Below are 25,444 nucleotides of genomic sequence, written 5' to 3'. Positions count from 1 at the left end.
CCTGAGTCTGACACAAAACGCCATTATGCACACTGATATTACACGACAAATTGTTCTCGATACCGAAACCACCGGTATGAACAAACTGGGTGCCCACTACGAGGGGCACAATATTATTGAGATCGGTGCGGTTGAAGTGATCAACCGGCGCCTGACCGGCCGTAACTTCCATATTTATATCCGGCCTGACCGGCTGGTGGACCCGGAAGCCTTTGGTGTGCACGGGATCAGTGATGAATTCCTGATGGATAAACCGGTTTTTGCTGACATCGCGGATGAATTTATTGAATTTATCCGTGGCGCAGAGCTGGTGATCCATAATGCGCCCTTCGATATCGGCTTTATGGATTATGAATTCCGCAAGCTGAACCGGGGGATCCCGCCGACGGCGGAATTCTGTACCATCACTGACAGCTTAACGCTCGCCAGACAGCTGTTTCCGGGCAAGCGAAATAACCTCGATGCCTTATGTGACCGCTATCAGATAGACAACTCAAAACGTCTGCTGCACGGCGCGTTACTCGATGCCGAGATTCTGTCAGATGTTTATCTGGCAATGACCGGCGGCCAGACATCACTGGCTTTTTCAGCAGATAATGAGAGCAGCGGCGAAGAGAACGTTCAGACTATTCAGCGCGTTACCCGCCCGCAGAGCGGTTTGCGTGTGGTGTATGCCACGGATGAGGAAATTGCCGCGCACGAGGCACGTCTGGATCTGGCGGAGAAAAAAGGGGCGAACCCGTGCATCTGGCGGAGCTGATTGCCTGCCGCAGTGACTGCGGCGCCTGCTGCACCGCGCCGTCCATTTCATCACCGATTCCGGGGATGCCGGACGGTAAACCCGCCAATACCCGCTGCGTTCAGTTATCTGAGCAGAATTTGTGTCTGATTTTCGGTTCACCGCTGCGTCCGGCGGTTTGCAGCGGACTACAGCCCTCGCGGGAAATGTGCGGGGAGAGCAGGGATGAGGCCATGATTTATCTGCTTGATCTGGAAAAACAAACATCTCCCTGAACACGGGTGACTGCGTTGCGGGAGACCGTGTGTCGTGTGCGGTGACCCGTATAAAACAGTATACTCAGGCGAAAAACTGTGCAATTGCATGGATTTACACAAATCAGGTATTGACGAACGGAAACCGGCATCGTATTATCCGCACCGTTCCCGAAAAGGAACACACGGAGCGGTAGTTCAGTTGGTTAGAATACCTGCCTGTCACGCAGGGGGTCGCGGGTTCGAGTCCCGTCCGTTCCGCCACATTTTAACGCCATGCTATTGATTAGCATGGCGTTTTTGTTTTTATCGATTTGCGGGTATACCATCGGGTATGCCATTTTATTTTGGCATCGATTGGTAAAAATAAGACTGATTCGGAATTAACGGGAAACCTCATTATTGTCTGATATTTTTTAGCTTTGGCTGTCACGCATAATGACTCCGGTTAAAATGCTCATACATTTTCTCCGTCATCACCCACAGTGCTTTATTCAGACGGATATCACCATCAATACCGGTCACGGCCCGGGTGTGTGATCGTTTCCCCTTAGCCGTCCGTCCGGACAGCCCGCCTTTAATCAGATTCTCCTGTAAACGCTGGTACACTGTCCACAGATCATCCTTCTTATCTTCCCACCGGCGGGGTTGCAGCACCTGTTCTTCCGTGACCGGCTGGTGGTCATCCCCGAACCGGTACGTGATAGCGGCATGTGCCAGCGCCTGCTGTGCCGGAGGCGGTAACCGCAGGGACTCCATCTGTTCGCGTTTTTCAGCCACCGCATCAAACGTTTCCAGCACTTCATATGCCCCTTCAATCACTTTATCGACGACATTACCTTTATGAGGTACACGTACTTCACCAAAGGTATCACCGCAGACCAGCCCGTTCTGACAGACTGCACGGAATAATCCCGGCAGCATCTGATAACTGCTGGTGCCGTCATGGCTGTTTAACAGAATAATTTCCGGTACCTGGACGCCGGTGATCTGGTTATGACGGCGAAGGCGCAGCATATGTTTGGTGTGCTCCCGGCGGCTGTCGTCACGTACCCGGGTCTGACAGGCAAAGAACGGGTAAAAGCCTTCTTTTTGCAGGCTCTCAAGCAGGGTAATGGTGGGAATATAGGTGTAACGGTCACTGCGGGATTCATGTTTTTCTGCTGAAAAGACACTGGGTACAGTGCAGTATAATTCTTCGGTGGTTAACGGACGGTCACGACGAATAATATTCGCCCTGCCGAAGCGGGAAGCTAAACGTGTCATAGTCATTCTCCTGTAAAATTAAACAGATAATGTGGCTGTCAGATAAAAGCCGGGACTGAACGGGATAAAAGAAGAGATAGGATGAGGTACGGGTACGGGCTTTTTATACAGTGCAGTGTCTGCGGGTGGTATGGCTCCGGTGAAGTGTTATCAGACCGGTCGCTTTCCGTGCCCGCAGAATATCGGTCGCAGTGATACAGCTGTTGCACCGGTCGGTGCGGACCAGAGCGTATTTCTCCGCAAAGGCATTCAGCGCCTCACACAGTGACATCCCCCGGCATAGGCAGGCCTCAATCACGCGCTCATCACTGAATTCCGTGTCATTCAGTGTGAGGCCGTAATGCTGTTGCAGCAGGTAAGTCAGCAGTGTCTGCCAGACTGCCGCCGGTGACGCAGATAATGTTACCTTTTTCATGGTGTTACTCACTGTTAATCAATAAGACGGAAAATAGCGGCACATTCCTCATGCTGCAGGGCGTAGTCCCGCAACTGATAAAAATACTCCACCAGCACAGGACTCTCAGTGTTAAATGACCAGATACTGAACGTCATTAAGCAGACAGCGATACCGGCTGCTTCCGGGCTCAGTTCCGCATTATTGCCGTTATGCGGGTTAAACAGGTACAGCGTGGTCTCCGGCATATCCGGCCAGATAAACGCACCGCCGTTGGTGAGCATGCTGAATTCCCGGAATGCACCGTGATAAATGTCACACAGATTATCCATCATCTTAAAAATATCGTTTTCCAGGTGCTGCCAGCCCGGCACGCTGCCGAAATAAAACCGCCAGAATGTGTCTCTGCCCCGGGGATGAACCAGATTGCTTTTGATGGTTGCGGGCTCCTGTGTCAGAAGTGCTGATAATGTCATCGTGAAACTCCTTTGTATTTAGGGATAAAAATAGTGGGTTACTGATTTGTGAATGGCGCATAAAAAAACGGCAGACTGTGAACGTCTGCCGTCAGGGGTGATGTGATAAACCAGTATGCCGTACAGGTCAGCGGGGAAAGAGCCGACCCAGCAGACGGTCAAGGGTACCGCCCAGCACGGCTGAGCAGGCTAGCGCCGCACTGAGCCCGGCCGCCAGTTTTTCCGCTGCGGTGGCATCCTCTTTGTCTGCCGCCTCAGCCGCAGCCTGCCAGGCACAGTAGGTGGCTAACGCCACGGTTGCCACGCCGAGCGTGGTGGCCATTAATTTAAAAACAGACATCCGTATTTCCTTATTTTGATATGAACTAAAATGTTCCGGCAGCGGCGCTGCAATCCGGAATGAAAAACAACAGTCAGTAGCTTAAGGTATTTACGGACGGCACTTTGATGTCTTTTACCTGATACATATATAACCCGAATGCCAGCATATTCCGGTAAAAATCCGCTCCGGTTTTATCCCCGTAAATATCCGCGAGCATTTCCGTACCACGACGGATCGGACCACGGGTCACCGGACTGTAAGGTACCAGCTCATTCTGGCCGGTGTGGTCACTGACCAGAAATTTTCCGCCCATAAATACGGGGTCAGGCCCGGTTACACTCCAGTATAATTCCTGGGTAATCCGCCAGTCTTTTGCTTCCGCATGGGCGGCCTCCAGCTCTGCCAACAGCCGGGTCAGGGCGGACTCATCTTCCCGGCGGCGGTTATCCCCTTTCAGGTATTCCTCCGCCTGTACTGCTTTCAGGTCAGTCAGTTTCTTCTCCAGTGCGCTGATGACACCGGAAGAATCCTCAAACCAGCGATCTATATCAGAGCCCTGTCCATATAACAGTGGTTCAGTAACGGCATTCCATTGTTCAACCAGCGTTTTCTGTTCTCCGGTCAGTTTAGCGGGCTGACGGGACCACAGTTTTCCGCCGGAAAGAGAGAGGTTAAAACTGCTGTCATTGTTTGTACTGATTTCACTGCGCAGCGGAGACCAGTCGTAACCGGAAAGTGTTTTGATCATCCCCAGCTCTTTTTCTGTCTGTTCGATATTCGCGCCGGTACGGGTACGCATATCGGCAGGCTTCCATTTGGTGACTTTAGTGAGGATCCTGGTATAGTCTCTCAGTACTCTCTGATAACGGGCTTCAACCTGCTGATTTATCTGATTTACGGCAGCCGCAGTCGTGTAGTCACAGCGGTATCTGACCAGCTCCCGTCCTTTGTCGTCGGTCAGGGTATCCCATTCCGGATCGATACAGTCAGGGCGGTTATCCAGAATACCGCCGAGCGTGACGGTACGGTCATACGGGTAAATCAGCTGCTTTACTGACAGAATCTCCTGCTGCTGACGCGGGTCAGGGGCGGGCGTGCTGTCACTGTTGTCACAGGCTGTCAGCAACAGGGCAGGCAGCAGAACGGCGGTAAACCGGGTTTTCATCATATGATGTTCCTTTTATGTGATTAATGAACGGATAAACTGATAATGGGGTAATGCGGTGATAAATTCGGGCCGGGTGACCGTCCGTGCGATAACTGCATCCTGCCGGAAACGGCGTCCGGACACGGCAATGTTCTGCAGCTGACTGAACCGGAACACCCGCAGGGCAGACTGCCATTCCCCGCACAGATACCAGTCCCGCTGAAAATAAATCAGCTTGTAGGGAGCCATCCCCTCATAGTCCTGACCGTCACAGCGGAAGCTGAGCAGACGCCTGCGGACTATCGCCTGTGTCACCACGTAAAAGCCGCCGAACAGCGTCGGGGCGGATTGCGGCGGTTCATGGTAGACCAGGCAGGGTGCGCCGTTTTCCGGACTGAGCAGCACGGACAGCAGCCTGCGGTCAAGCGAGGGGAACAGCGGGGTAATATGGGTGATATCGGCAAAGTACAGAATATCGCTGTCTGTCCGGTAAGGGCGCTGACCGGCGGCCAGCCGGTATCCGCCCTGATACGGCTCCGTGTCCAGAAAGACCAGACGCTCACTGAAATCCCGCTGCAGTGTGCGGGCCGAGACATTAAACTCACGGGCGAGCTGTGCCGGATACAGTGTTTCGCCCCGGAACAGGCGGCTGATAATCATGGCCAGCCGGAATGCAAGCCGGTCATGGCGTGAATCTGACGTATGCATGAGCGCAGCCTCCGTGAGTCAGTCAGATAAAAAAGGAATAACGGAATACAGAAATCAGGCCGCCAGGGCCTTCTGGCGCAGGTACGCCACAATAATGCAGGCCGGAATGGTGACCCGGTAAGCGGGACCAGCGATATCAGCTATCAGCCAGGCGGAGCTCAGTGCAATCCCTATCGGACCGGCCAGTACCCCCAGCGCCCGGTTGGCGGCAAAGAGTGTACCCCAGTTGGCAATACCGCCCATTGCCTCAATCACCCCGACAGCAGCAACAGTGGCAAACTGCAGGGCTGCAACTCCGGAGCTGGCGACAGCCGCCTGCACCGCGAGTAGAATAAGCTGCGGGGTCGGTGCGGACAGATTCAGTTTCAGCCCGTCCGCAAAACGGATCAGTTCGTCCTGTGACATCTCCCGCAGGCTTTTCTCCAGTACTTTCATCAGCAGGTTAAGCTCGGTGGTTTCCACCGGACTTTCTTTGTTGTGGCTCACTTTCAGCTTGTCGCAGACATCGTGCAGGATTTCACGGTAAAGCACGCCTTTGTTACCGCGAAGCAGCGTGACCAGGCTGTTGGCCCCGAAGGCCTGCAGTTCGGCACAGATGGCGGGCCAGTACTTCTGATGGTCAGGGTAAAAGAGCTGATATTCCGGTGAGGTGGTCAGAGACTCCGCCAGCCGTTTTTTGCCGTCTTTGCTGTCGTGTGTCAGAACAGAGACCAGCAGACCGAGATCCTCATTGCTGCACTGACCGATAAACGCGAGATCAGGGTCGATACGGTAGGTTGCCATAACAGAAATTCCTTACAGGTGATTTAAGACAGCAACAGCATAACAAAGGGATCTGACAGGGTATGACGCGGAAAATCGCTGTTTTCGGGGGATAAAAAACGGGGAAACGACAGGGTGTGTCGCCGGTCAGTTATCCGGACCACTTTTTCCCGTGTTATATCAGTTGGTTAATGTGTATCTGAAAAATCACTGATTCCGGAAAATTATTTTCCGCAGAGGGGGAAATCTGCCCGTATGTCCGGGAGAGAACTTCGGTCACATTACGGTAGTCTGAAATGATTTAATTTATATCAATATGATTTAATTGTTTTTTCACTCTTGCCTGTACTCCGGAATTGCGCTGAAATGCACCCTGACCAGGACATCACTTACGGAGTAAAAATGAATAATTATCCCCTGAATGCTTTTCCGGAATTAATCCGCAATGCAGTACTGAGTGTTCATGAACAGACCCGGGCCCCCGTTCCGCTGATTGCATCCTCAGTTATCAGTGCGGTTTCACTGACCTGTCAGGGCTGTGCTGATGTGAGAGTGAGTGAACGGATTGTGTCTCCGGTATCGCTGTTTATGCTGGTGATTGCTGATTCCGGTGAACGTAAAACAACGGCAGACCGGCTGGTAATGGCACCGGTGTATGCAATGGATGAAGCAGAGCAGCGGAGTGCCGATCCGGATACTGAGCTCAGACGTGTTGATGAACAAATCTGGGAGGAAAAGAAGAAGTCCCTGCTGGCTGAAATCCGCAGAAAAACGGCAAAGGGGCTTAATGCAGATGAACCGGCAGCACAACTTAAACAACTTTACGGGCAAAAACCGGCGGCACCGAAAATAAGGAAGCGGATTTATAATAATACAACGCCGGAGGCGCTACAGTATGGTATGTATACAAAAAGTCCTCATGTCGGGCTGATTGCTGATGAGGGGGCTAATATTTTAGATCGCAGAATAATGAATGATCTGACCTTTCTTAATTCCGTATGGGACGGGGTACCTTTTCAGGTTGAGCGTAAAACCGGTGACAGTTTTATTATTGATGACGGCCGGATCACATTATCTGTTATGGTACAGAAGGCTGTCTTTGACAGTTATATGAAACGGCAGGGTGATAAAGCGCGGGGAAGTGGTTTTTTTGCCCGGTGCTTGCCTGTATTTATCAGTGACAGTTTATCGACCCGGGGAACCCGGTTTATTTCAGACACTCCGGTTTATCGTTATTCACTGACGCCTTTTCATGAGCGGATGATCGAAATAATAAACCGGGCTCCGGGGGATAACAAAGTCATGCTCAGTTTCAGTGCTCAGGCGCAGACAGAATGGAATGCTGTTTATAATTATATTGAAGAGCAGATGGCACCCGGAATGCCGTATTATCCGGTCTCTGATTGTGCCTCCAAGCTGGCTAATAATATTGCCCGACTTGCGGCGTTATTTTCTTTTTTTGCGGATGGCAGTGATATTATCTCTGAGGAGAATGTAAAAGCAGCTGAAGCCGTTTGTGTCTGGTATATGGATCAGATGATTCATATTTTTTCTCACCGTAACGGAGAGTATGAAAAACAGCTGCTCGACTGGCTTTCCGTGAATTATGATAATTCAGGTAGTGAATGGATAAGGAAAAACGAAATCAGGCAGTATGGTCCTTCCGTATTACGAAAAGGTAAGCTGCTGGATAGTGTCCTGGACCGGCTGGAAAAATATCGCTGTATCAGAATTGACAGAGGATTCAGGTCAGCAGTGCTCATAGGAAAGGGATATCATTTTTATAACAATCCATTCACAAATGAGAGTGATAATTCAGTATAATGATGCTATTTCTGCTATCAGTAGCAGAAATAGCGGATATTTTACTTCGGCAAACTAATATCAGAGTAAACAGAGTCAGGATTCCTGTTAACACAACAGAAAAGAGATAGCCGGGCTTTACTGTTTGTATCTGTAATAAATAAACGGTTGTCGGTATAGTAATATATTAATATATAGTAGGACATTATATTAATATATAGTAAGTATGAATAGGGTATGTAGTACGTGTAAATATAATGATTATATAGTAAATACAAGTGTAATAATTATATCATAAAGATATAAACCTCAATGAATACATTCCTGGTTACAATATGGAATATACATTGATACATGCAGAGTATCGTGACATATCATTGTGCGTCGGAATACATAAATATCGGTGTGATCTTTTTCTGTAAGTTGTTTGTTTAGGTAGCCAGGGGTATGAATAAATACCCTGATATTTAATGTGGGTCATAACACATCAGAAGTGAGTATCATATTCACCGGGATAATACATATAGCATTCATAATATATTCAAAAGGTGTGGGTGAAATAGTTAAATACCTTAATGATAATATCGAAGTCTTTAATGAGATGGCGGTGTGTCATTTTACTTGTGAATTGTTCAGGGGTATCCGGGGTGATTTATTTTAATATGAGGTTCAATATGTATTCTTATAATGCAGAGTATCGCCGGTTATTTGAAGGTGTTATAGACAGTGCCGTTACAGCGTTCCCCAGAACGCTGGCTCTCAGGATTGATTTACGGTACCCGCCTGATTACGTTTATGACCGGTCAAACCGTGAAATAACCCGTTTTATTGAATCGCTGAAAGCCCGGTTGTGTACAGATACGGACAGGAAAGCTCAGCGCTGGGGCAGACGGCTCAGCCACCGTCTGCGGTATATCTGGGTGAGAGAGTTTGGCGGGGTGAGACACCGGAAGCATTATCACCTGGTGTTACTGCTCAATAAGGATATTTATCACACAGCAGGCCGTTTTAACGGTGAAGACAGTCTGGCAGGGATGATACAGCAGGCCTGGTGCAGTGCGCTGGGGCTGCGTGCTGAGTGCTATGCCTGCCTGGTGCATTTCCCGGAAAAGGGGGTTATGTATCTGTGTTATCACAGCCCGTATTACACGGCTCAGCGTGCTTTACTGGTTATGCGGCTGGATTATTTAGCCAAAGACCACACGAAAGACTATCACGATGGTTACCGGTCTGTGGGGACCAGCCGGTAAATTATTTTTTACACAAAATTCTAATATTATAGAGCGTATCCGGCTCCAGCTACTGACATCATGATGTTCTTGTTGGCGTAACGATGATCTCCATCATTACCGTATCCCTCTGGTAAAATCTGAGCAGTAGTTCAGGGAACCACAGGTTCGGACTGATATTTTTTTTATGTAAGATAATCGTGACCAGCACAAATAACCACCGCGGGTTGATGCCGCAGAATTCACCACAGGTACAGGGGAACCCGCTCAGGTATCAGCCATTTCCGTCGCGGCCGTCACCAGCGCATCGGTAATTTTCTTTTTAAATAGCCCCGTTTCAGTCACGCTGAAGGTTGATTGTTATGTAAAGCGATACCCGGCCCTGCTGGTACTTCGCTACCCATACCAGCTGTTACAGGTTATCCTGCTTACGCTGAACATCCTGTAGATGCAGTACCGGAAGGAGTAGGCGGTTTAGCTGTAGTTTATGTATAAAAGGAAAGTGTCGTGCTGATCAGACATTTATATTTAATTGTGTGCGGGTTTATCCGCAATCCGCATTATCACGATATTGACTATGACCGCATGTATCAGGAGATGCCGGTAGCCGGGCACCGTGAGGACAGTAAGCGGATTATTCGCGAGTGGAAAGAATACCTGAAAGAGAAAGGGAGCAAATGCCGGATCAGAGAAACCGGCCAGGGTACCACACCGGCATTTGCATATGACACAGCTGGGGAGAGCATGCCACAGGAAAATTATGGCATGACCGGCGGTGAAACAGAATAAGGTGAGGTGATTTTATGCTGACAATTACACCAAAATTCGCACAGGAACGGGCGCTGACCACGTTGCGGCAGTCGTGGAAGCAAGTATGCCTCGTTCATGATTTACGCCCCGACCGGTGCCGGTAAAACGGGTCTTGCGGCATTTATGACGGATGGTTTTATATCGCGGGGTATGCGTGTAATGATGATCTGTCCTTTCACCGTTTTGACTAGTCAGACTGCACAACGCTTTATCGAATACGGCTTGCCGGAAGATGAAATTGCATATATCTGGCGGGATCACCCGAACCGCGATCCGGCAAAGCTTATTCAGATTGCCTCAGCTGACACGCTGATCCGCCGTGACTTCCCGGACAATATCTACCTGATGATTATCGATGAGGCACACCTGCGCCGAAAAAAATTCTGGAGCAAATCACCCGGCTGACCACGCAAACCCGCTGTAAGGTGGTTGGCCTGTCCGGTACACCGCTCTCCCCGTTCCTCGGGCATTATTACGAAAAACTGATAAAACCGACCACGATAAAAGAGCTTATCGATCGCGGGGATCTGAGCCCATATGAGTTTTACGCCCCGACAAAACCCGATCTGTCCGGCGTGAAAAGTACCCGCAGCGACGAGTACGGCAGCGATTACAAAGAGGAAGAAATAGCCGAGACCATGTGCGGTGCCGACTTGGTGGGTGATTTAGTCAGTAACTGGTTAACGCTGGGTGATTTGGTCAGTAACTGGTTAACGCTGGGTGAGAATCAGCCCACAGTGTGCTTCTGCGTCAACGTCAACGTCAGCCACGCCAATTTCGTCACGATGGAATTTAACAAAGCAGGCATCAATGCCAAGGTGATGACGGCAAACACGCCACACGAAGACCGGGGTCTGATTATTCACCGGTTTGAGACTGGCGCGACAAAAATCATCGTGAATGTGGGCGTACTGGTTGCCGGGTTCGACAGCAATGTCCGCTGCATTATTTACGCCAGACCGACTAAATCAGAAATCCGCTGGTTACAGGCGATCGGCAGAGCCCTGCGCCCAGCCAAAGGTAAAGACCGTGCGATTATTCTGGATCACTCCGGTACCGTGCATCGCCTCGGGTCAACGAGAGAACATGGCGCAGAAACTGGAAAACATTTTATGAAAAATTAACGGGTAAGTATTTTATTGAAGAAAGCCAGGCAGAGGAATCATTTGTAAAAGCGATAGATAGCTATAAATAGTACTTTAAATCCCTATGATATAAGTATGATTACATGTGTATCTTGTGAAGAAAATGTTGTTTAATATGGTTATGATACAATTGAGAGGATGAATTCTATGTCAGTGTGGAAAGATAAAACAAATTTAAAAATACTTGTTTGGGGTACGCTTATTGGGGGATTTATAAGCGCACTTGTTAAGTGGGGCTCTGAGGTAAATATGCCGCCAAGGGTGGCTGGTGAAATATCACCACCGGCAGCAAATATTGATGCTTGGTTAGGTTGGCTGGGTGTGAACTCTCACTCGCTGGATTATTTTTATCAGGGAACATTGGTGAGCGGGGCTGTAACCTTGTATCACTGGTTATTCAGTTTTGCATTTTCTTTCGTTTATGTTTTGTTATCGGCCTACACGCCTAAAATCAGAATTATGTATGGTGCCATATATGGGGTTATTGTAACAATATTTGCTCATGGAATAATGATACCTTTATTCGGTTTTCGTCACCCCTCTTATAATCAAGGGGTAGTTGGTTGGTTATGGAATTTAAATGGTTATGAGCTTTGGAGTGAATTTTTAGGGCATATTTATTGGTCGGTATCTATCGAGATTTGCTTGATTGCAGTCCTGGCTTCTTTCTCACGACCGATCCGTGGGTGCTGGATTAAAAAATAACCACTAATACTTTAAGTTTTTAAAAGCAGATGTTTATGATTTATATATAGAGTTGCATTTTGTCCGAAAGTGCCTTATCATCTCGAAATAGTGGGCATCTTACGGTTAGCGCACTACACAAATTCTAAACCTCGTAATCGCGGGGGTTTTTATTGACTGAAACTCCCGGTATGTTTGCTATGCCCCTCTATAACTCGACCTTACACAGGGGCGCTTTTGTATCTGGCACATTCTCTCTGACAAGAATGGGAATCTCTCATTTGCTGGGTGCTATCAAAACTTCAAATTTTTTTAATTCTCGGTTATGGTGTTAATTATGTTTTATATAAACTGAGAATAACGGCGGTGGACTATTTTTTAGTGTTACCTGACAGCGATTTTTGTTCTGTTTTACATAAAAAATCATGCATCAGGCTCCAGCAAGCAAAAGATACTGCATATGTAGGGTATTACTGGGCGGAGCATGGGGCGATTCAGCATGCCATGGTTATAGCCCGGGAAACTGTAGTTTTATGCCCGGAGTGCATGAATCAAGATAAGAAAAAGTCATAACGAGATATTCATGTTTGATGAGTTTGAAGGATTTTAATTCCCTCGAATTCGAGGGAATAATTAAAAGAATCGAATAGCATTTGCGTCAGTAAGCCAACTGAATAGCCACGCTCCCGCAATGATTATTATTGCCAATAACAACCTCAGAGTGATGGTACCGAAAGTCTCTTTTCTTACTCCCTTCATAAGATAAAAAGCAAAGAAAGGCAGAATGAATCCCAGGGTAGATATCCAGGTTAACAGGCGTTCCAAATCATCATACATAACTAATTCCATTTAGGTTAATTTTCTTTGTTTTATCATATATAAACTTAAATACCAATTCTCCGGAATTTCCGGATAGTTCACATTTCAACTATCGAGGATTTTCAGGTAGTTCAAAATATCGTAGCCACATAGTCCCAACAGATAAATATTCCAAAGGTCGCCCTGTGCGGTCTTTTTTATTGCCTGTAGTGGTCCACTCAGGCGTATATCCTTTGCGTTAAGTTTTAGCGCAAAGGTCCGCTTTTGGCACAAAGCAGCCTGTCAGATTAGGTTTAGATCTGTGTCGTAGCTGTATCAGGTTAAATCTGAGCTACTACAGCTTATATCTGTATGAACAGCCTGTGTTTCCTGTATAACGTTTAGCTGCGTAACGCTCTGATAACATGATCCAGTAGAATATCCTGACTTCGTCTTCTTGTGATTCACCTTTCAGGGCGGAAATTAAGGGGGTTTTATGATTTTCGTTTGGATGTGAATTTTTATTGTTATTATTCATTGCCTTATATTGCTTTTGTACTTTGTTACATATTTTATTTTGTGATCTGAAAAAAAATGCCTTTTTTCTTATTATTTACAGTATGTTAGATAGATATGTTAAAAAATATAGCTATTTGTTTTTTTTGTGATCTGAATTATTCCTCCGCACCACTCTCAATTGACCTGTTTTGGTAGTCAAATATCCTGTTTTTGCAACGATTTTAACTTAAGTGACGGATCCTGTGAGATACAAACGACCCTCTGCTGTTTACAGACAGGTAAGTGAAATTTATTATCTCCCGACTCAACACCATGCGCACTGGCTGATGACTACACATTGTCAGATAACTCATTGTTATCATTTTATATTATAAGGAATTTACTATGCCAACTCCGTGCTATATCTCCATCGAAGGTAAAACCCAGGGCAACATCACCGCCGGTGCATTTACGGCTGAATCTGTCGGTAACATCTATGTGCAGGGTCACGAAGATGAGATGCTGGTGCAGCAGTTTGACCATGTGGTGACTGTTCCGACTGACCCGCAATCCGGTCAGCCATCCGGCCAGCGTGCGCACCGTCCCTTTAAATTCACCGTGGCAATGAACAAAGCGGTTCCGCTGCTGTACAACGCTCTGGCATCCGGTGAAATGCTGCCGACTGTTGAACTGAAATGGTACCGTACCTCCGTTGAAGGTAAGCAGGAGCACTTCTTCACCACCGCTCTGGAAGATGCCACTATCGTCAATATCGACTGCAAAATGCCGCACTGCCAGGATCCGTCCAAATCGGATTACACACAGCTGATTGAAGTCTCACTGGCCTACCGCAAAATCAACTGGGACCACACCGTTGCAGGCACCTCCGGTGCTGATGACTGGCGTGCGCCAGTCGAAGCGTAATCAATACAGTCCGTCCGGTTTCCGGACGGATTTCTGTTATTTCCTGCGGACACCGGGATAACTGCTGTCCGTGACTGTTACTGTACGGGGTTGTTGTGGTTCCTTCTCTTTCTGACCTGCTGCCGGGCAATTCCGGACTGGTCTTTACCTGTAAAATCGGGCGGCTGCCGGAAAACACCTTCCGGGTGACCGCGTTCACCCTGGATGAAACGCTTTCTGCCTTATTTTCCTTATCCGTTTCTGCCGTCAGTCTGCTGCCGTCCGTCGATTTTCAGGCCTGTCTCGGCTCTGCCGCCTCACTGACAGTCACCCGCAACGGCGTTAAGGTCCGTACCGTGCAGGGACTGCTGGCCTCCGCCGAACAGGGTAATACTGACGGCAACAAAACCTGGTATCAGTTTATGATCCGCCCGGAAATGTGGATCATGACGCTCAATCAGGACAGCCGCATTTTCCGCCAGCAGTCCGTACCGGAAGTCCTCGCCACCCTGCTGAATGAGGCGCATGTCAAAAATGACCTGAAATTTTATGACGGCGCACTGCACGGGAAGCGGGATTACATTACCCAGAAGCGGGAATCCGCTTATGATTTCTGGTGTCGTCTGGCTTTTGAGGAAGGGATTAATTTCTGGTCCGAGGAAGGCCCGAAACTGTTTTACAGTGACAGTCATCTCGGCATGACAGCGGGTATTCACCTGACCTACAACCCGCAGGCGGATACAGACACCCGTGACAGCACGGCATTCTCCTGGCGCTATGCTGAGCAGTTATGCGGTGATATTCAGATCCACAAAGATTACAACCCGCAGAATCCCTCCTATCCCCTTGAACATCAGCTGACCGGGGATGTTCACCGGCAACACACCACCTTTGAAAGCTACGGCCGTTTTCAGCAGGATGAGCAGGGCGGTTACTTTACGATGCTGCGCTATGAGCAATCCCAGAATGAACGTCAGACCGGCAGTGCGGGCACCAACTGCTTTGCGCTGAGGCCGGGTAAACTCTTTACCCTGAAAAACCATCCGTCAGCAGCCATGAATCAGTCGTGGCAGGTGATCAGTGTCAGTCACCGGGGTGTGCAGCCCCTGGCGGACAACAGCGGCGGTGAGGGGACCACCTTCAGTAATACCGTGCAGTTTATCCCGGGCGCTCAGGAATGGCGTCCGCCGTTCCGCTATAAACCGACCGCTGACGGTAACGAGCTGGCAACGGTCGTCGGGCCGCCGGGGGAGGAAATCTATACCAACGCCGATGGCGCTGTCACGGTCCGTTTTCACTGGGACCGGCGCGGCAGGCCGGATCACAGCGCCTCCTGCTGGGTGCGGGTGGCCCACGGCTGGAACGGGGACGGTTTCGGGTTTATGTCGATCCCGCGTATCGGGCAGGAAGTGATTATTTCTTACCTTAACGGGGATATCGATTGCCCGATCATCACCGGCTGCACGTATAACGGGCGCAACAGTCCGCCGCTGACGCTGCCGGTCGAGAAAACCCGCACCACGTTCCGTACCAAAACCCATAAGGGGGAGGGGTTTAACGAGCTGCGGTTTGAGGATAAAGACGGGAGTGAAGAGATTTACCTCCATGCCCAGCGGGATAATAACATCCATATTAACCACAACAAAACCCAGCATATCGGACATGATGAAGTGCATACCGTGGTGAATGACCGTAAGCACGAGGTATGTCATGACGAATTTATTCATGTCACGAATGAGCAGACACTGAACATCGGCGTGAATCAGTTTGAGCAGATAGGTAAAGACCGTATCACCCGGATTGATAACAGCTGGAAAGAAGTGATCCGGGCCGGACATTTTCAGGAAGTGGGTGAAAACAAACAGAGTGTTGTGCAGGGCGATTATACATTAACCGCCGGAGGCGGCATTCACACGCACACCCGGGTGCATACGCTGCAGGCAGGCGACACTGTTCTTATCAGAGGAAAAGCCGGTTCTATTCAGCTGGACGGGCAGGGCGTGACGATCACCGGAAATATTACCCTGAAAGGTCCGGTGTCAATCGCCGCAGGCGCACCGGGAACGGTTGTTTTACCGGAAGCGGCGGTGAATGAAGGACTGCCGCTGGCAGAAGACTGCCGGGCAAAAGCCATGAAGAAAGGGGCGTCATGATGCCGGTCTCTCAGGCTGTTTTCCGGGCGTATTGGGTGGCGCAGTGCCGCTATACCCGGGATGACATGCAGTTCAGTGGGGTAATGACCGTGGCGGGGGCGGACAGAGATCAGGCCATCCGCAATATGCGCCGGTATTTTTCAGCGCAGCCGGAACACTACAGTGCCGCTCAGTACGATACCCTGGAGCCGCTGACAGCGTATGCCGGAGAGAGTCAGCAGGCGGAGTTACCGTTACTGCGGCAGGTTATCCGCCAGCATGATGAGGGACTGCCCGCCGTATTAACCGGTGAACATAATCTGACCTGCCCGCTGCCGTCGGAAAACGGTGATATTCATTATCAGCCGGGCCCGCCGGGGTTTATCCCGGGTATCCCGCTTTTTGCGGTGATCGACAGCGGTGAATATCACCGTCAGACCGGACAGCACCTTGTTCCGGTGCTGCTCGGCACTCACCTGCCGTGGCAGTCGCTGTATCAGGGGGAAACGCAGGAAAGTCTTGCCGACCGTGCGCCGTATCTGGTGCAAATCAGTGCCGATCGTGCGGGGAAACAGTTTCTGGCTCATTGTCTGAACCTGCCGGATAAAGCCGCCGCCGGATTTTTTATCAGCAGCAGCAAACCCTTTCCGGAAATGCACCGGCAGCTACGCAGGATGACGTATCTGCGAAATCAGGTCACCGGCAGCTGGAGTTTTTTCCGGTTTTATGATGTCCGCCATTTTATTCCCTTTGCAGAATCACTGACACACGGGCAGCTGCTCAGTGTCGCCGGGGGCGTGACGGCTTTTGCGGGGTACAGCCCGGCATATCCGGAGGGGGTGACCATTACCTTTTCTGCCGGTGTTACCGGTACGGGGCGGCGCGAAGCGCTGTTTATCAATGAGCGGCTTTACGGTCATTATGCCCGGCTGACCCTGATGAGTACCCTGGCAAAAACCCGGCAGCTGATTGAGCAGCACGGTGCCGGGTCCGCGCCGGAACAGGACGGCGGTGAAACCGTCTCCGGCAGTTATCTTATCCGTGAAGCCAACCTGAGCTTTCTGGCGGGGGTCACCCGGATGCAGGCGTTAATGTACCGGTTATCCGCCCGTTATCTGTGCCGTCACGATACCGCGCTCTGGGAACGTGCCTGTGAGCATGCACGGCCTTATCAGCACAACCAGGTGTTATTTAACTATCATTGTTATGCCTTTTGTATACAGGCGCAGGGAGTCCCCGTATGACTGAACATGTCAGTTCTGATGTTTTAACCCCGGAAGAGAAACACCTCCGTAAAATGGTGGAGGCGGTTAATCAGGCCGCGCCGCGTAATTTACCGGCAGATGCGGTGATTTGCCCGTGTGAGAATGAACACCGTCCTGTCTATCCGGTGCGCTATGCCTATTCGAATTTATCGGGGGATAAAAATGCCGCGGCAGCGATGCCGCCGGAGGTTTCAACGCTGATGACGGCATCCTCAATGGCGGAAACAAAGGGATTTTCTGTCAGATTACTGAGACCCGGCTGGGTTTATGTTTTTGAGGAAGGGCAATTCCCGACCCGGACAGACTCCCGGGGGCAACTGCTGATTTTTAAACATATCGTCCGGTATTATGATGACGGATATGTTTATACTGATGATGATATAACGCCGGAAGCACAACAAGCGAGAGAGGCCGGTGATGCTGAAGAAGGGTTTATTCCTTGTCTGCGCTGTGCATCGGACAATACACTGCAGGAACAATCCTGTCAGTATCCTTATCTGCCGGTAAAAAAAGATGTCATCAATGCTTCGTTCATCTTCAGCGACATTCCTCTGTCTGATTATGTTTTAAATAAAATAGAAACGGATGAATCTTACCGCCGTGCATTTATGCAGAAAATCAATGTGGTTGATTTCAGCCATAATCCGCATGCGCTTGAGCTCAGTGAGGAGCATGTTGAACATCTTGTTGAGGAGTACAAAGCAGAGGAGCAGCAGTTTTCGGTATTTACCGAACACACAAGGGCGATTGGCAATCCGCTGCCTAAAGAGTATTTCTCACATATCGCCGCCCTCAGCAGTGCAACAGCAACAACAGACCGGCTGTTAAATCAGATAGAGCAATTTCTTGATCACGAAGAAAAGAGCTGCCTTGTTGCACTGTATGACCCGGTCGGGTATCAGAAAGATATCTTATCTCTGTATTCCTTTGTCACCACATCCTATGCCATGTTTCAGCATCACTGGGAGTATCCCAACAAAATCGGTCAGTACCTTTCGGTATTAGAAACACAGTTCAGCAGTGACGAAATGGCAAAAACCGGGGCAGGACAGAAGTTAGCGGAAAAGTTTAACAAGCATATTGATGTGCCCGGCTGGAAAACCTACTGGCCGCAAATTGATAAAGGTTATCAGGAATTTGAAGCCTTACAAAATAATGTCATTCAGATTTACTATGATTTTCTGACAAATCCGGCAGTCTCTTCCCGGCAGGGAGGAATAAAACACTATCTTGACCATGCATTTTTAATTCAGGAACAATATGAGTCAGGGGATTTCCCGCATTCCGGATTTCTGGATGAGCTTAACGCCTGGAGTCAGTTACATGAACTGCTTCTGACACCGCTGAACAGCACCGCTTACGGGCGTGCAAAGCTTGATATCCTGTTCTCCGCTGATACGGAAGAAAGCAGTATCTGGGTATCGTTTATGACCAGCTTTCTCAGCGTACTGAATGAAGATGAAATAAAAAGTGAGGCATTGACCGTATTTAAGAAGCGGGTGCTGCCTGTATTGCAGTCCGCCGTTATGATTTGCTGGGATGTGCTCGGCTATGCTTATGCCGAAATCCATCCGATGCTCGGTGAGGCCCGGAACCAGGTCCGCCGTATCAGCAAAGCAGGCATCGATTTTCTTGCCCGTAAAGTGCTGCCTGCATTTTTAGCCTATTACGGTGTCACACTGAGTGTTGATAAACTGAATACGCTGGGGGCGGATACATTCAGAGTGTGGATGAACTCACTGAACGCCAAATCTGAGTCATTAAAACCGGTTGCGAACGAAATGAAAAAGATGTTTGACTGGGATAAGCGGCTGCAGGCCTCGGGCTCAGCACCGGTGATAACGACGGCAAAATTTGGGCTGATAACGGATTTTCATAAAACGGTATTGCCTGAAGGTAAAAAGTCACTGATGGAGCACATTCAATTCGGTGAGAAAGTTTTTGCGCTTATCAGCGGCATTATTGAACTCAGTGTTGTGGCCAGAACAAAAGAGTTTGAGCTCAATTCCCCGTTGCATGTTGCCGCAGCTAATCTTTTCCGGGTACAGATGGTTGCCAATCTGTTAAGCACGGCGGATGCAATAATTAATATCCGTAAAGCTGCGCCGGGATACTCCTCGACTATTACCTATCCGCCCCTTCAGCGGTTGCTGACAAAAATAACACTTCCTGAAATAAAAACGGAGCTGGGTAAAGCCGGCATGAAACTTTTCGGATATACCGTTACATTTATGGGGTTTGCACTACCTGTTGCGGAAGCGGCAGCTGAATTTATGGACGGCAACAATATTACCGGTTCGGCTAAAATTACAGAAGCTGTTGGCTCATTGGTTTTTTCTTTGGGTATGGCTGGGTTAGGATTAACACAAATAACCAGTGTCACCACACTGTTTCTTTTCGCTTTTGCCTGGGAGCTGGTAGTCATTGGTGCAGTCCTGATAGGAATTGGATCGGCTGTTTATCACTGGTTTAAAACTGATGACTTTGAAAATTTACTGAAGAAATGTTTTTGGGGAAATGGTGATAAATATTTTGCCGGGGGATATAAGAAAAGTAACAATACAGACGTTACAAGGCCATCATCAAAAATAAAACAAATGGAGAAATATATTAATTTTTTCGATGATTATGAAAATTATTATCAGATAGAGATTCAGGAGTTTAAAAATTTATTTTTCACCTCACAACTTAAGGTTGAAGCCGTTCCGAATCCGAATGTTCCCCGTAATGAAATAAATTACGGCGTGGTACATTATATGATTCAGTACCATTTTAAGTTATCGAATTTCCAGTACGGTCTCTCTGATATTGAGTATCAGCTGGCTGAGAAAAAATCCCTGCCTGTTAATCCGTCAGACAGACCCGCAAAACCCGGTGATAAGGTTGTCACACGTCGCGGTATTCAGTATCTGGCATCGCAGAACAAAAAATTCAATGCTGCATTTGAATCCGCACTGCAAAATGCACTGGAAACCACATTGAGAAACAGAGAGACAGCCAAAAAAGCGAAATCCGGTAATAGTGACCTTGAGCTGAAATTTGAAGTTTATACCTCTGTATTTATGGGGAGTCCGGTAAGGGAAAAGATACCTTCCGTTTACTGGTATTATTTGGTTGACCGGCTTAACGGGGATATCGCCCCGTTACGTTACCGGGATAATAACCCGGAAGAGAAAATCTATGGTTGTATTGATGAAGAGGGCACCGCATGACCAGTTTATATACCGCAACCAGGCATCCTGAGCAGCTGGAGACAACATTATTAACCGGGGAAAGTCACACCTATGATGACCCTTTAGCCCCCCGTAAACTGGTGTTTTTGGATGCTGTAAATGAGCAGCGTTGTGTGATTAACTCACCGCAACGTAACAGTCAGTTAACCAACATAATTCCTTTTTTTATCGCTATCCTGATTATGGCGTGTTATACACTATTTGGTTTTATTGATAATCATCAGGGCAAAAAAAAATCTATAGTACAAATGGTTCAGTATGTAGAAAAAAAATATACAAATAAAACCAATTTGCATCCTGATACAATTATGATGATTGAATCATACGAACCATATTTTGGTAAAGAAGATATAAGTTGGTGGGAATATATTAAAGCTTATAATTCAGGTGAATTTTTTACCGGGAGTCAGAATGGTAAATACCTTGTTATAGGCTGGCTTATCCTCTTCCCGGGGGCGTTATGGCTATTTGGGTATCTGGCTTTCTTTGTTCCTCCGGCACACCTTATTGCTGACAGGCAACGGGGTATTCTGTACAGCTACGGCATGGGAAAAGTATATGTAACCCGTTATGAAGAGGCGCAAATCGGGTTAGCCGGTAAAATGCCCGCTATCAAACTTTATGGTCTTGACCAGAAATCCGGTGAACTGAAAACAATTCTCTTCCGGCCGAATGTCTCGCATTATTCGGCTTTTCTGACCAGTACGGACCGCGAAAACCACCGTTTTATTACATTCCTCAATGCCTATATGCAGCAGGGACGTGATGCTGTTTCAGCCTCGGATTATCAGGCGCGTAAACCATTCCTGTCATTTGGTAAAAATCCGCTTCCCGACGATTTTGAGCAACAGGTTGCGCAGATTCTGGCAAAGTTTGATAACAGGAAGCAACGTCATGCGTAGTGTTGTGAATGGTCGTAAGATCATTTTAAAAAATGACACCACCAATACCGGAGGTACTGTTCTCCGGGGCTCTTCTGTTGCGAAACAAACGCAGGGGATTGCCTGTGTGGGGGACCCGGTGTATTGCCCGTCGTGTGAACAGACGGGGACAATTGCGGAAGGTGACAGTTTGATGAAAATAAACGGCATACCGGTTGCCCTGGAAGGCCATAAAGTGACATGCGGATGTTCCGGAGGATGCCTGCTGGTTGCAGCGGATTAAATGCAGAAGTATCAAACAAAAAAATAACAGTGTAGCGGCACCCTTTACGGGTATCCGTAAAGGGTGCCAGATTAATATTATCCATTTATTCGGGTATAAAAGTATGAAAGTCTGGAGCAGAGGATAATTTTGACGGACGGAAAGTCCGGGATTATGACGCAGAACCCCTTTTTAATTTTAGATTGAGAAGCATTCCGTACATTTGTTGTCCCCCCGGGGCTCCTGGTCGGATCAGTCTGCTGTTGTCAGAACATGCAAGCAACCGGCAGTACTAATATTGCGATGTCTTAATCAACGGGGAGCGGGTCAATTGAAGGATAGCCCATTGCGAGATATACCCGTGCTTATTTTCCGGTCCCATCAGTGGTGTTCATGGACGAAATTCCGGAAAAACACGTGTTTTGGCCGTCTTGATGATATCTCTGCTAAGAGTACAGACTCAGGGATTCATGGGCTTCATTTTGACGAACTGAATATTTCAGATAATTGCGCCAAAAATTTTGAATCTCTGTCCGGTCTTTTCGGATTTCCCCAGTCAGTCACATTTACCGGTGTTTGTGGTGTGAATGTAAAACCGGATTTTGGGGCATTGTTTATAAGCATTTTCAGAATATCGTTGTATGCATCTTTGTATGTCTGCCAGTGATACGAATGTATATTTTCTCTGAGGAAAATAATGATTTCATTTTTTATCTTCCGTTCATTTATTACGGTTGGGTCATCAGAGGACAGTGTGTAATCAGAACGAAACGCTGCGTTTAAACATATTTCTGGTGTGGAGGAAAGTAATCCACAACTATATCCCAGATAGTAAAGTGCTTCACTTATGCTGCTTATTGCTTTCTCATGATAATTATTAAGAAATTCTTTTTTGGATTTACAGTATAAAAATAAGGCGTAGGTTGTTGCTGTTTTAACCGGCTCTTTAGTACTCAAACCTGATTTGAAATCGGTACACTTTTCATTGAGCCATTTATCATCTTCAGCAAAAATTTCCGCTTCATTTTTTTCAATGTGGTTATTGAGTACAATTTCGATATCATAGCCGGGCCATATTGTATGGCCGTGAGAAAACAATAAATCCCTGAATAAGCGCCGGTATACTTTAAATTGTGTTTCACTTATCTGTAGTGTTTGTGCTGTCATGTGATTGCCTCTTCAGAATGACCAAATAAATCAATCAGTTTTTTATGATACCGCATTTACCGGATAACACCAGAGCTTCGTTACACCAAAATGACTGGTTGTTTTTTGTTCGGTTATGCATGTGTAAATTTTTACAAAAGTATAAAATGTTGTGTGGAAACAAAATGATATGTAACCTTTCTGCGTACCAGTAAACAGGAGGTTTTTATGAGTGATTCTACGGTTATTCTCCGTGTTGGGGATATGGTAAAGAAACTGAAGATAGCCAGGTCAACGTTATATGACTGGCTGAACCGGGATTCTCCAAGGTATAATACCGGATTTCCCAGACCTTTCAGATTATCCGGAAAATCTATTGGCTGGGATGAGTCTGAAGTTAATGACTGGCTGATACAAAGAAAAAAAGACCGATGTTAAGATAACTCACCCGGTATTCGTCCGAAATACCGGGTGAGCACTTATGCAGGATAAAATAATTCAGCTAACTGTTCCTGAAATTCCCGGTCAGATTCACTTTTTGATGAGCTACGTGCCCATTTTTTAATATTAGCGCGTATTGTATCCGGATTTATTGTAAACTCCCGGGTGTTTTTTGCTTTTTCCGTCAGCATACTGATAAGTTCAGGTATGCAATCATCAATTGATGTCCAGGGATATCTCCTGGCATTCTCACTCAGATAATCTAAAATTTCCTTTTTAATTCGTCTGCTGTTTTTTGCTTTCTCGGTTTCGGAGGCAGCTTTTGACATGCGCTCTGATGATCGCTCTTCATATAATGCCTGAAGGTAATAACCATGCAATAATCCGATTTGGAATAAAGCCTCATTAATGTGCATACTTGCATTATTAAAATCATTTTTTGCGTAAAACTGCGTTGCCCGTATATATGACATAACTGATAAATCGAGTGATAATTTATTATTTAGTTCAATTACATTATGGAAATTGACATCAGAATAATAGTTATCGAATTCCTCCTGATCCAGTGATAATTCAATATATTTGTTTATATAATTATCAGTAAGTATTTTTATTTCTTCATCACTTTTATTTTCAGCTAAGTAGCTAGCTGAAATTGAATGTAATGATCTCAGATAAAACTCACATGTACTACGGAATATTGGTTCATATTCATTCATTATATCAAATTCCTTAAAATACGAGAGTGTCAATCCCAGTATTGTAAAAAATTATCATGCTTCTGGCTGATATAACTGTGATCTGCTTCAGATAACAATGCGGGGGATGTAATCAGTGTTATTTTATTGTTTCAGATATTCCTGCGGCAGGATAAAATCAGCCCACTGTTGCATCACCGGTCGCCGCTGTTCAAGCAGGTCTGTACGATGATAAGCCGCTTCCACTTTATTCTTCACTGTATGCGCAAGCGCTCTCTCAGCCAGGTCGCGGGGCACGCCATGCTCAGAACACCAATCCCTGAATGTTGAACGAAAGCCATGAGCTGTCGCCGTGCGCCCCCGGCTGTCACTGGGAGCATGTGTCCGGCGCAAAAACGAAGTGAGAACCATATCAGTGAGGATGGCCTGTTTTCTCGGTGACGGAAAAACAAGGGTGTCATGCAGTCCTCTGAGACTATGCAGCAAATCCACAGCCTGCTGAGATAAGGGAACCCTGTGCTGCAGGCTCGCCTTCATTCTTTCTGCAGGAATTGTCCAGATATGCTGACGGAAATCAATTTCACACCATTGCATGGCTCTGGCCTCCCCGGAACGGCATGCGGTCAGAATAACAAATAACAGCAGGGCACGGGTGACGTTGTACCTTTCGTCTGTTCTGACGTACTCTGCAAGATAATATGGTAGTTTTTTCCAGGGCATGGCTGGCTGATGCTCTGTACGGATATGCGCACTGACCTGCCGGGGTAACAGATGCGTGACGACGTCGGCAGGATTAGCAGTGCAGTATCCGTGAGCCCATCCCCACTGCATAACAGCGTGAATACGCTGTTTGATTCTGGAGGCTGTTTCAGCCCTGGTCAGCCAGACCGGGGACAGTGCTGAGGCGATATCGGCAGGCGTAACTGTATCTATCGCTGATTTGCCGATGACAGGGAAGATATATTGTTCCAGCGTGGTTATCCACTGAGTCGCGTGTTTTTTGTTTTTCCAGCCGGGCAATAATTCAGCATGCAGTAACCTGGCTGCTTCTTCAAATGTAGGTACTGTCGGTGTCAGTTCAGCTGATTTTTTCAGCTCAAGCGGGTCAAGTCCGTCAGTGATCTGCTGGCGCATAACAGATGCCAGACGGGAAGCCTCTGCAACTGAAATATCCGGGTACGTACCCAGTCCGGCATTCCGTCGTTTTCCGGTGACGGGGCTGACATAACGTAAAACCCATTTTCCCCGGCCTTTTGCAGAGGATGGGTGAAGTGAAAGTCCGGTAACTCCTCCGTGAGATAATGGCTTGTCACCGGGTTGTATATGTTTCGCTTTAGCGTTTGTTAATAAGGCCATAATGATGAATTCCTGAAAATCGGGTGTGCCTTTTGGTATGCCATCGGGTATGCCATCAGCAGTTGGAACAGAAAGGATTCAATTATAGTAAA

Annotated in this window: 23 protein-coding genes, 1 tRNA gene and 1 pseudogene; 15 read left to right on the top strand and 10 right to left on the bottom strand. The window is 47.6% G+C overall.

Features of this window, described 5'->3' with window-relative positions; all coding sequences use genetic code 11:
• Positions 1-25 precede the first annotated feature (25 nt).
• From dnaQ to U868_RS0114865, 3 genes are all read left to right on the top strand, one after another.
• On the top strand, positions 26-760 hold the full coding sequence (dnaQ, locus tag U868_RS0114875; protein WP_025153985.1) for a DNA polymerase III subunit epsilon: 735 nt from the start codon (positions 26-28) through the stop codon (positions 758-760).
• Positions 760-1,014, top strand: coding sequence for a YkgJ family cysteine cluster protein (locus U868_RS0114870; protein WP_029991218.1), 255 nt, complete (start codon positions 760-762; stop codon positions 1,012-1,014). The genes dnaQ and U868_RS0114870 overlap by 1 nt, the downstream gene beginning before the upstream one ends.
• 166 nt (positions 1,015-1,180) lie before the next feature.
• Positions 1,181-1,257 (top strand) — tRNA-Asp (locus tag U868_RS0114865).
• A gap of 165 nt (positions 1,258-1,422) precedes the next feature.
• Here the strand turns inward: U868_RS0114865 and U868_RS0114860 are convergent.
• The 7 genes from U868_RS0114860 to U868_RS0114830 all read right to left on the bottom strand — a co-directional run bounded on the left by U868_RS0114860 (position 1,423) and on the right by U868_RS0114830 (position 6,089).
• Complete coding sequence (locus tag U868_RS0114860; protein WP_025153983.1) at positions 1,423-2,259, bottom strand: DUF932 domain-containing protein; 837 nt, start codon at positions 2,257-2,259, stop codon at positions 1,423-1,425.
• Between the two features lie 103 nt (positions 2,260-2,362).
• Entirely contained in the window at positions 2,363-2,674 is a 312-nt protein-coding gene (locus tag U868_RS0114855; RefSeq protein WP_029991216.1) for a TA system toxin CbtA family protein, read from the bottom strand.
• 14 nt (positions 2,675-2,688) lie between these two features.
• Positions 2,689-3,129 carry an antirestriction protein gene (locus U868_RS0114850; protein WP_025153981.1) on the bottom strand — a complete coding sequence of 147 codons (441 nt, stop codon included), beginning with the start codon at positions 3,127-3,129 and terminating at the stop codon, positions 2,689-2,691.
• 127 nt (positions 3,130-3,256) lie between these two features.
• Positions 3,257-3,469, bottom strand: a complete 213-nt coding sequence (locus U868_RS0114845) for a hypothetical protein (RefSeq protein WP_025153980.1) — start codon at positions 3,467-3,469, stop codon at positions 3,257-3,259.
• 73 nt (positions 3,470-3,542) lie between these two features.
• Complete coding sequence (locus U868_RS0114840; RefSeq protein WP_025153979.1) at positions 3,543-4,619, bottom strand: hypothetical protein; 1,077 nt, start codon at positions 4,617-4,619, stop codon at positions 3,543-3,545.
• 12 nt (positions 4,620-4,631) lie between these two features.
• Entirely contained in the window at positions 4,632-5,306 is a 675-nt protein-coding gene (locus U868_RS0114835; protein ID WP_025153978.1) for a helix-turn-helix transcriptional regulator, read from the bottom strand.
• 54 nt (positions 5,307-5,360) lie between these two features.
• On the bottom strand, positions 5,361-6,089 hold the full coding sequence (locus U868_RS0114830; RefSeq protein ID WP_025153977.1) for a DUF3944 domain-containing protein: 729 nt from the start codon (positions 6,087-6,089) through the stop codon (positions 5,361-5,363).
• Between the two features lie 381 nt (positions 6,090-6,470).
• Between U868_RS0114830 and U868_RS0114825 the strand changes: the two genes are divergently transcribed.
• The 11 genes and pseudogenes from U868_RS0114825 to U868_RS0114770 all read left to right on the top strand — a co-directional run bounded on the left by U868_RS0114825 (position 6,471) and on the right by U868_RS0114770 (position 21,732).
• Positions 6,471-7,892 (top strand): YfjI family protein, encoded by a 1,422-nt coding sequence (locus U868_RS0114825; protein WP_025153976.1) that lies wholly within the window; start codon positions 6,471-6,473, stop codon positions 7,890-7,892.
• 653 nt (positions 7,893-8,545) lie between these two features.
• Positions 8,546-9,121 carry an inovirus Gp2 family protein gene (locus U868_RS0114820; RefSeq protein WP_029991214.1) on the top strand — a complete coding sequence of 192 codons (576 nt, stop codon included), beginning with the start codon at positions 8,546-8,548 and terminating at the stop codon, positions 9,119-9,121.
• 486 nt (positions 9,122-9,607) lie between these two features.
• Positions 9,608-9,889, top strand: a complete 282-nt coding sequence (locus tag U868_RS0114815; RefSeq protein WP_025153974.1) for a hypothetical protein — start codon at positions 9,608-9,610, stop codon at positions 9,887-9,889.
• Positions 9,890-9,903: 14 nt separating this feature from the next.
• Positions 9,904-10,983, top strand: a pseudogene (locus U868_RS23685) (DEAD/DEAH box helicase); the annotation flags it as partial.
• Between the two features lie 219 nt (positions 10,984-11,202).
• Positions 11,203-11,760: a YagU family protein gene (locus U868_RS0114805; RefSeq protein ID WP_025153973.1), complete on the top strand. Its 558-nt coding sequence runs from the start codon at positions 11,203-11,205 to the stop codon at positions 11,758-11,760.
• 1,680 nt (positions 11,761-13,440) lie between these two features.
• Positions 13,441-13,959: an Hcp family type VI secretion system effector gene (locus U868_RS0114795; protein WP_025153971.1), complete on the top strand. Its 519-nt coding sequence runs from the start codon at positions 13,441-13,443 to the stop codon at positions 13,957-13,959.
• 95 nt (positions 13,960-14,054) lie between these two features.
• Complete coding sequence (locus U868_RS0114790) at positions 14,055-16,091, top strand: type VI secretion system Vgr family protein (protein WP_025153970.1); 2,037 nt, start codon at positions 14,055-14,057, stop codon at positions 16,089-16,091.
• Positions 16,088-17,314, top strand: coding sequence for a DUF4123 domain-containing protein (locus tag U868_RS0114785; RefSeq protein ID WP_025153969.1), 1,227 nt, complete (start codon positions 16,088-16,090; stop codon positions 17,312-17,314). Before U868_RS0114790 ends, U868_RS0114785 begins: the two co-directional genes overlap by 4 nt.
• Positions 17,311-20,547, top strand: coding sequence for a toxin VasX (locus U868_RS0114780; RefSeq protein ID WP_025153968.1), 3,237 nt, complete (start codon positions 17,311-17,313; stop codon positions 20,545-20,547). Before U868_RS0114785 ends, U868_RS0114780 begins: the two co-directional genes overlap by 4 nt.
• Positions 20,544-21,470, top strand: a complete 927-nt coding sequence (locus U868_RS0114775) for a hypothetical protein (protein WP_025153967.1) — start codon at positions 20,544-20,546, stop codon at positions 21,468-21,470. The genes U868_RS0114780 and U868_RS0114775 overlap by 4 nt, the downstream gene beginning before the upstream one ends.
• Positions 21,463-21,732 (top strand): PAAR domain-containing protein, encoded by a 270-nt coding sequence (locus U868_RS0114770; RefSeq protein WP_025153966.1) that lies wholly within the window; start codon positions 21,463-21,465, stop codon positions 21,730-21,732. Before U868_RS0114775 ends, U868_RS0114770 begins: the two co-directional genes overlap by 8 nt.
• A gap of 456 nt (positions 21,733-22,188) precedes the next feature.
• On the opposite strand, the gene U868_RS0114765 is transcribed toward U868_RS0114770, so the two are convergent.
• Complete coding sequence (locus U868_RS0114765) at positions 22,189-22,878, bottom strand: hypothetical protein (protein ID WP_162817241.1); 690 nt, start codon at positions 22,876-22,878, stop codon at positions 22,189-22,191.
• Positions 22,879-23,085: 207 nt separating this feature from the next.
• Here U868_RS0114765 and U868_RS0114760 point away from each other — a divergent pair, with 207 nt between their 5' ends.
• Positions 23,086-23,295, top strand: a complete 210-nt coding sequence (locus U868_RS0114760; RefSeq protein ID WP_025153964.1) for a helix-turn-helix transcriptional regulator — start codon at positions 23,086-23,088, stop codon at positions 23,293-23,295.
• 41 nt (positions 23,296-23,336) lie between these two features.
• Here the strand turns inward: U868_RS0114760 and U868_RS0114755 are convergent, their stop codons facing one another.
• Both U868_RS0114755 and U868_RS0114750 read right to left on the bottom strand, forming a co-directional pair.
• Positions 23,337-24,017: a hypothetical protein gene (locus U868_RS0114755; protein ID WP_025153963.1), complete on the bottom strand. Its 681-nt coding sequence runs from the start codon at positions 24,015-24,017 to the stop codon at positions 23,337-23,339.
• A 123-nt stretch (positions 24,018-24,140) separates the two neighbouring features.
• Positions 24,141-25,352 (bottom strand): tyrosine-type recombinase/integrase, encoded by a 1,212-nt coding sequence (locus U868_RS0114750; protein WP_025153962.1) that lies wholly within the window; start codon positions 25,350-25,352, stop codon positions 24,141-24,143.
• Positions 25,353-25,444: the final 92 nt, after the last annotated feature.

The sequence above is a fragment of the Morganella morganii H1r genome (genome assembly GCF_000633515.1).
GTDB classification, from domain to species: Bacteria; Pseudomonadota; Gammaproteobacteria; order Enterobacterales; family Enterobacteriaceae; genus Morganella; species Morganella morganii_B.
Note: the sequence above shows the minus strand (reverse complement) of the source record. Positions and strands in the feature narration are given on the sequence as shown.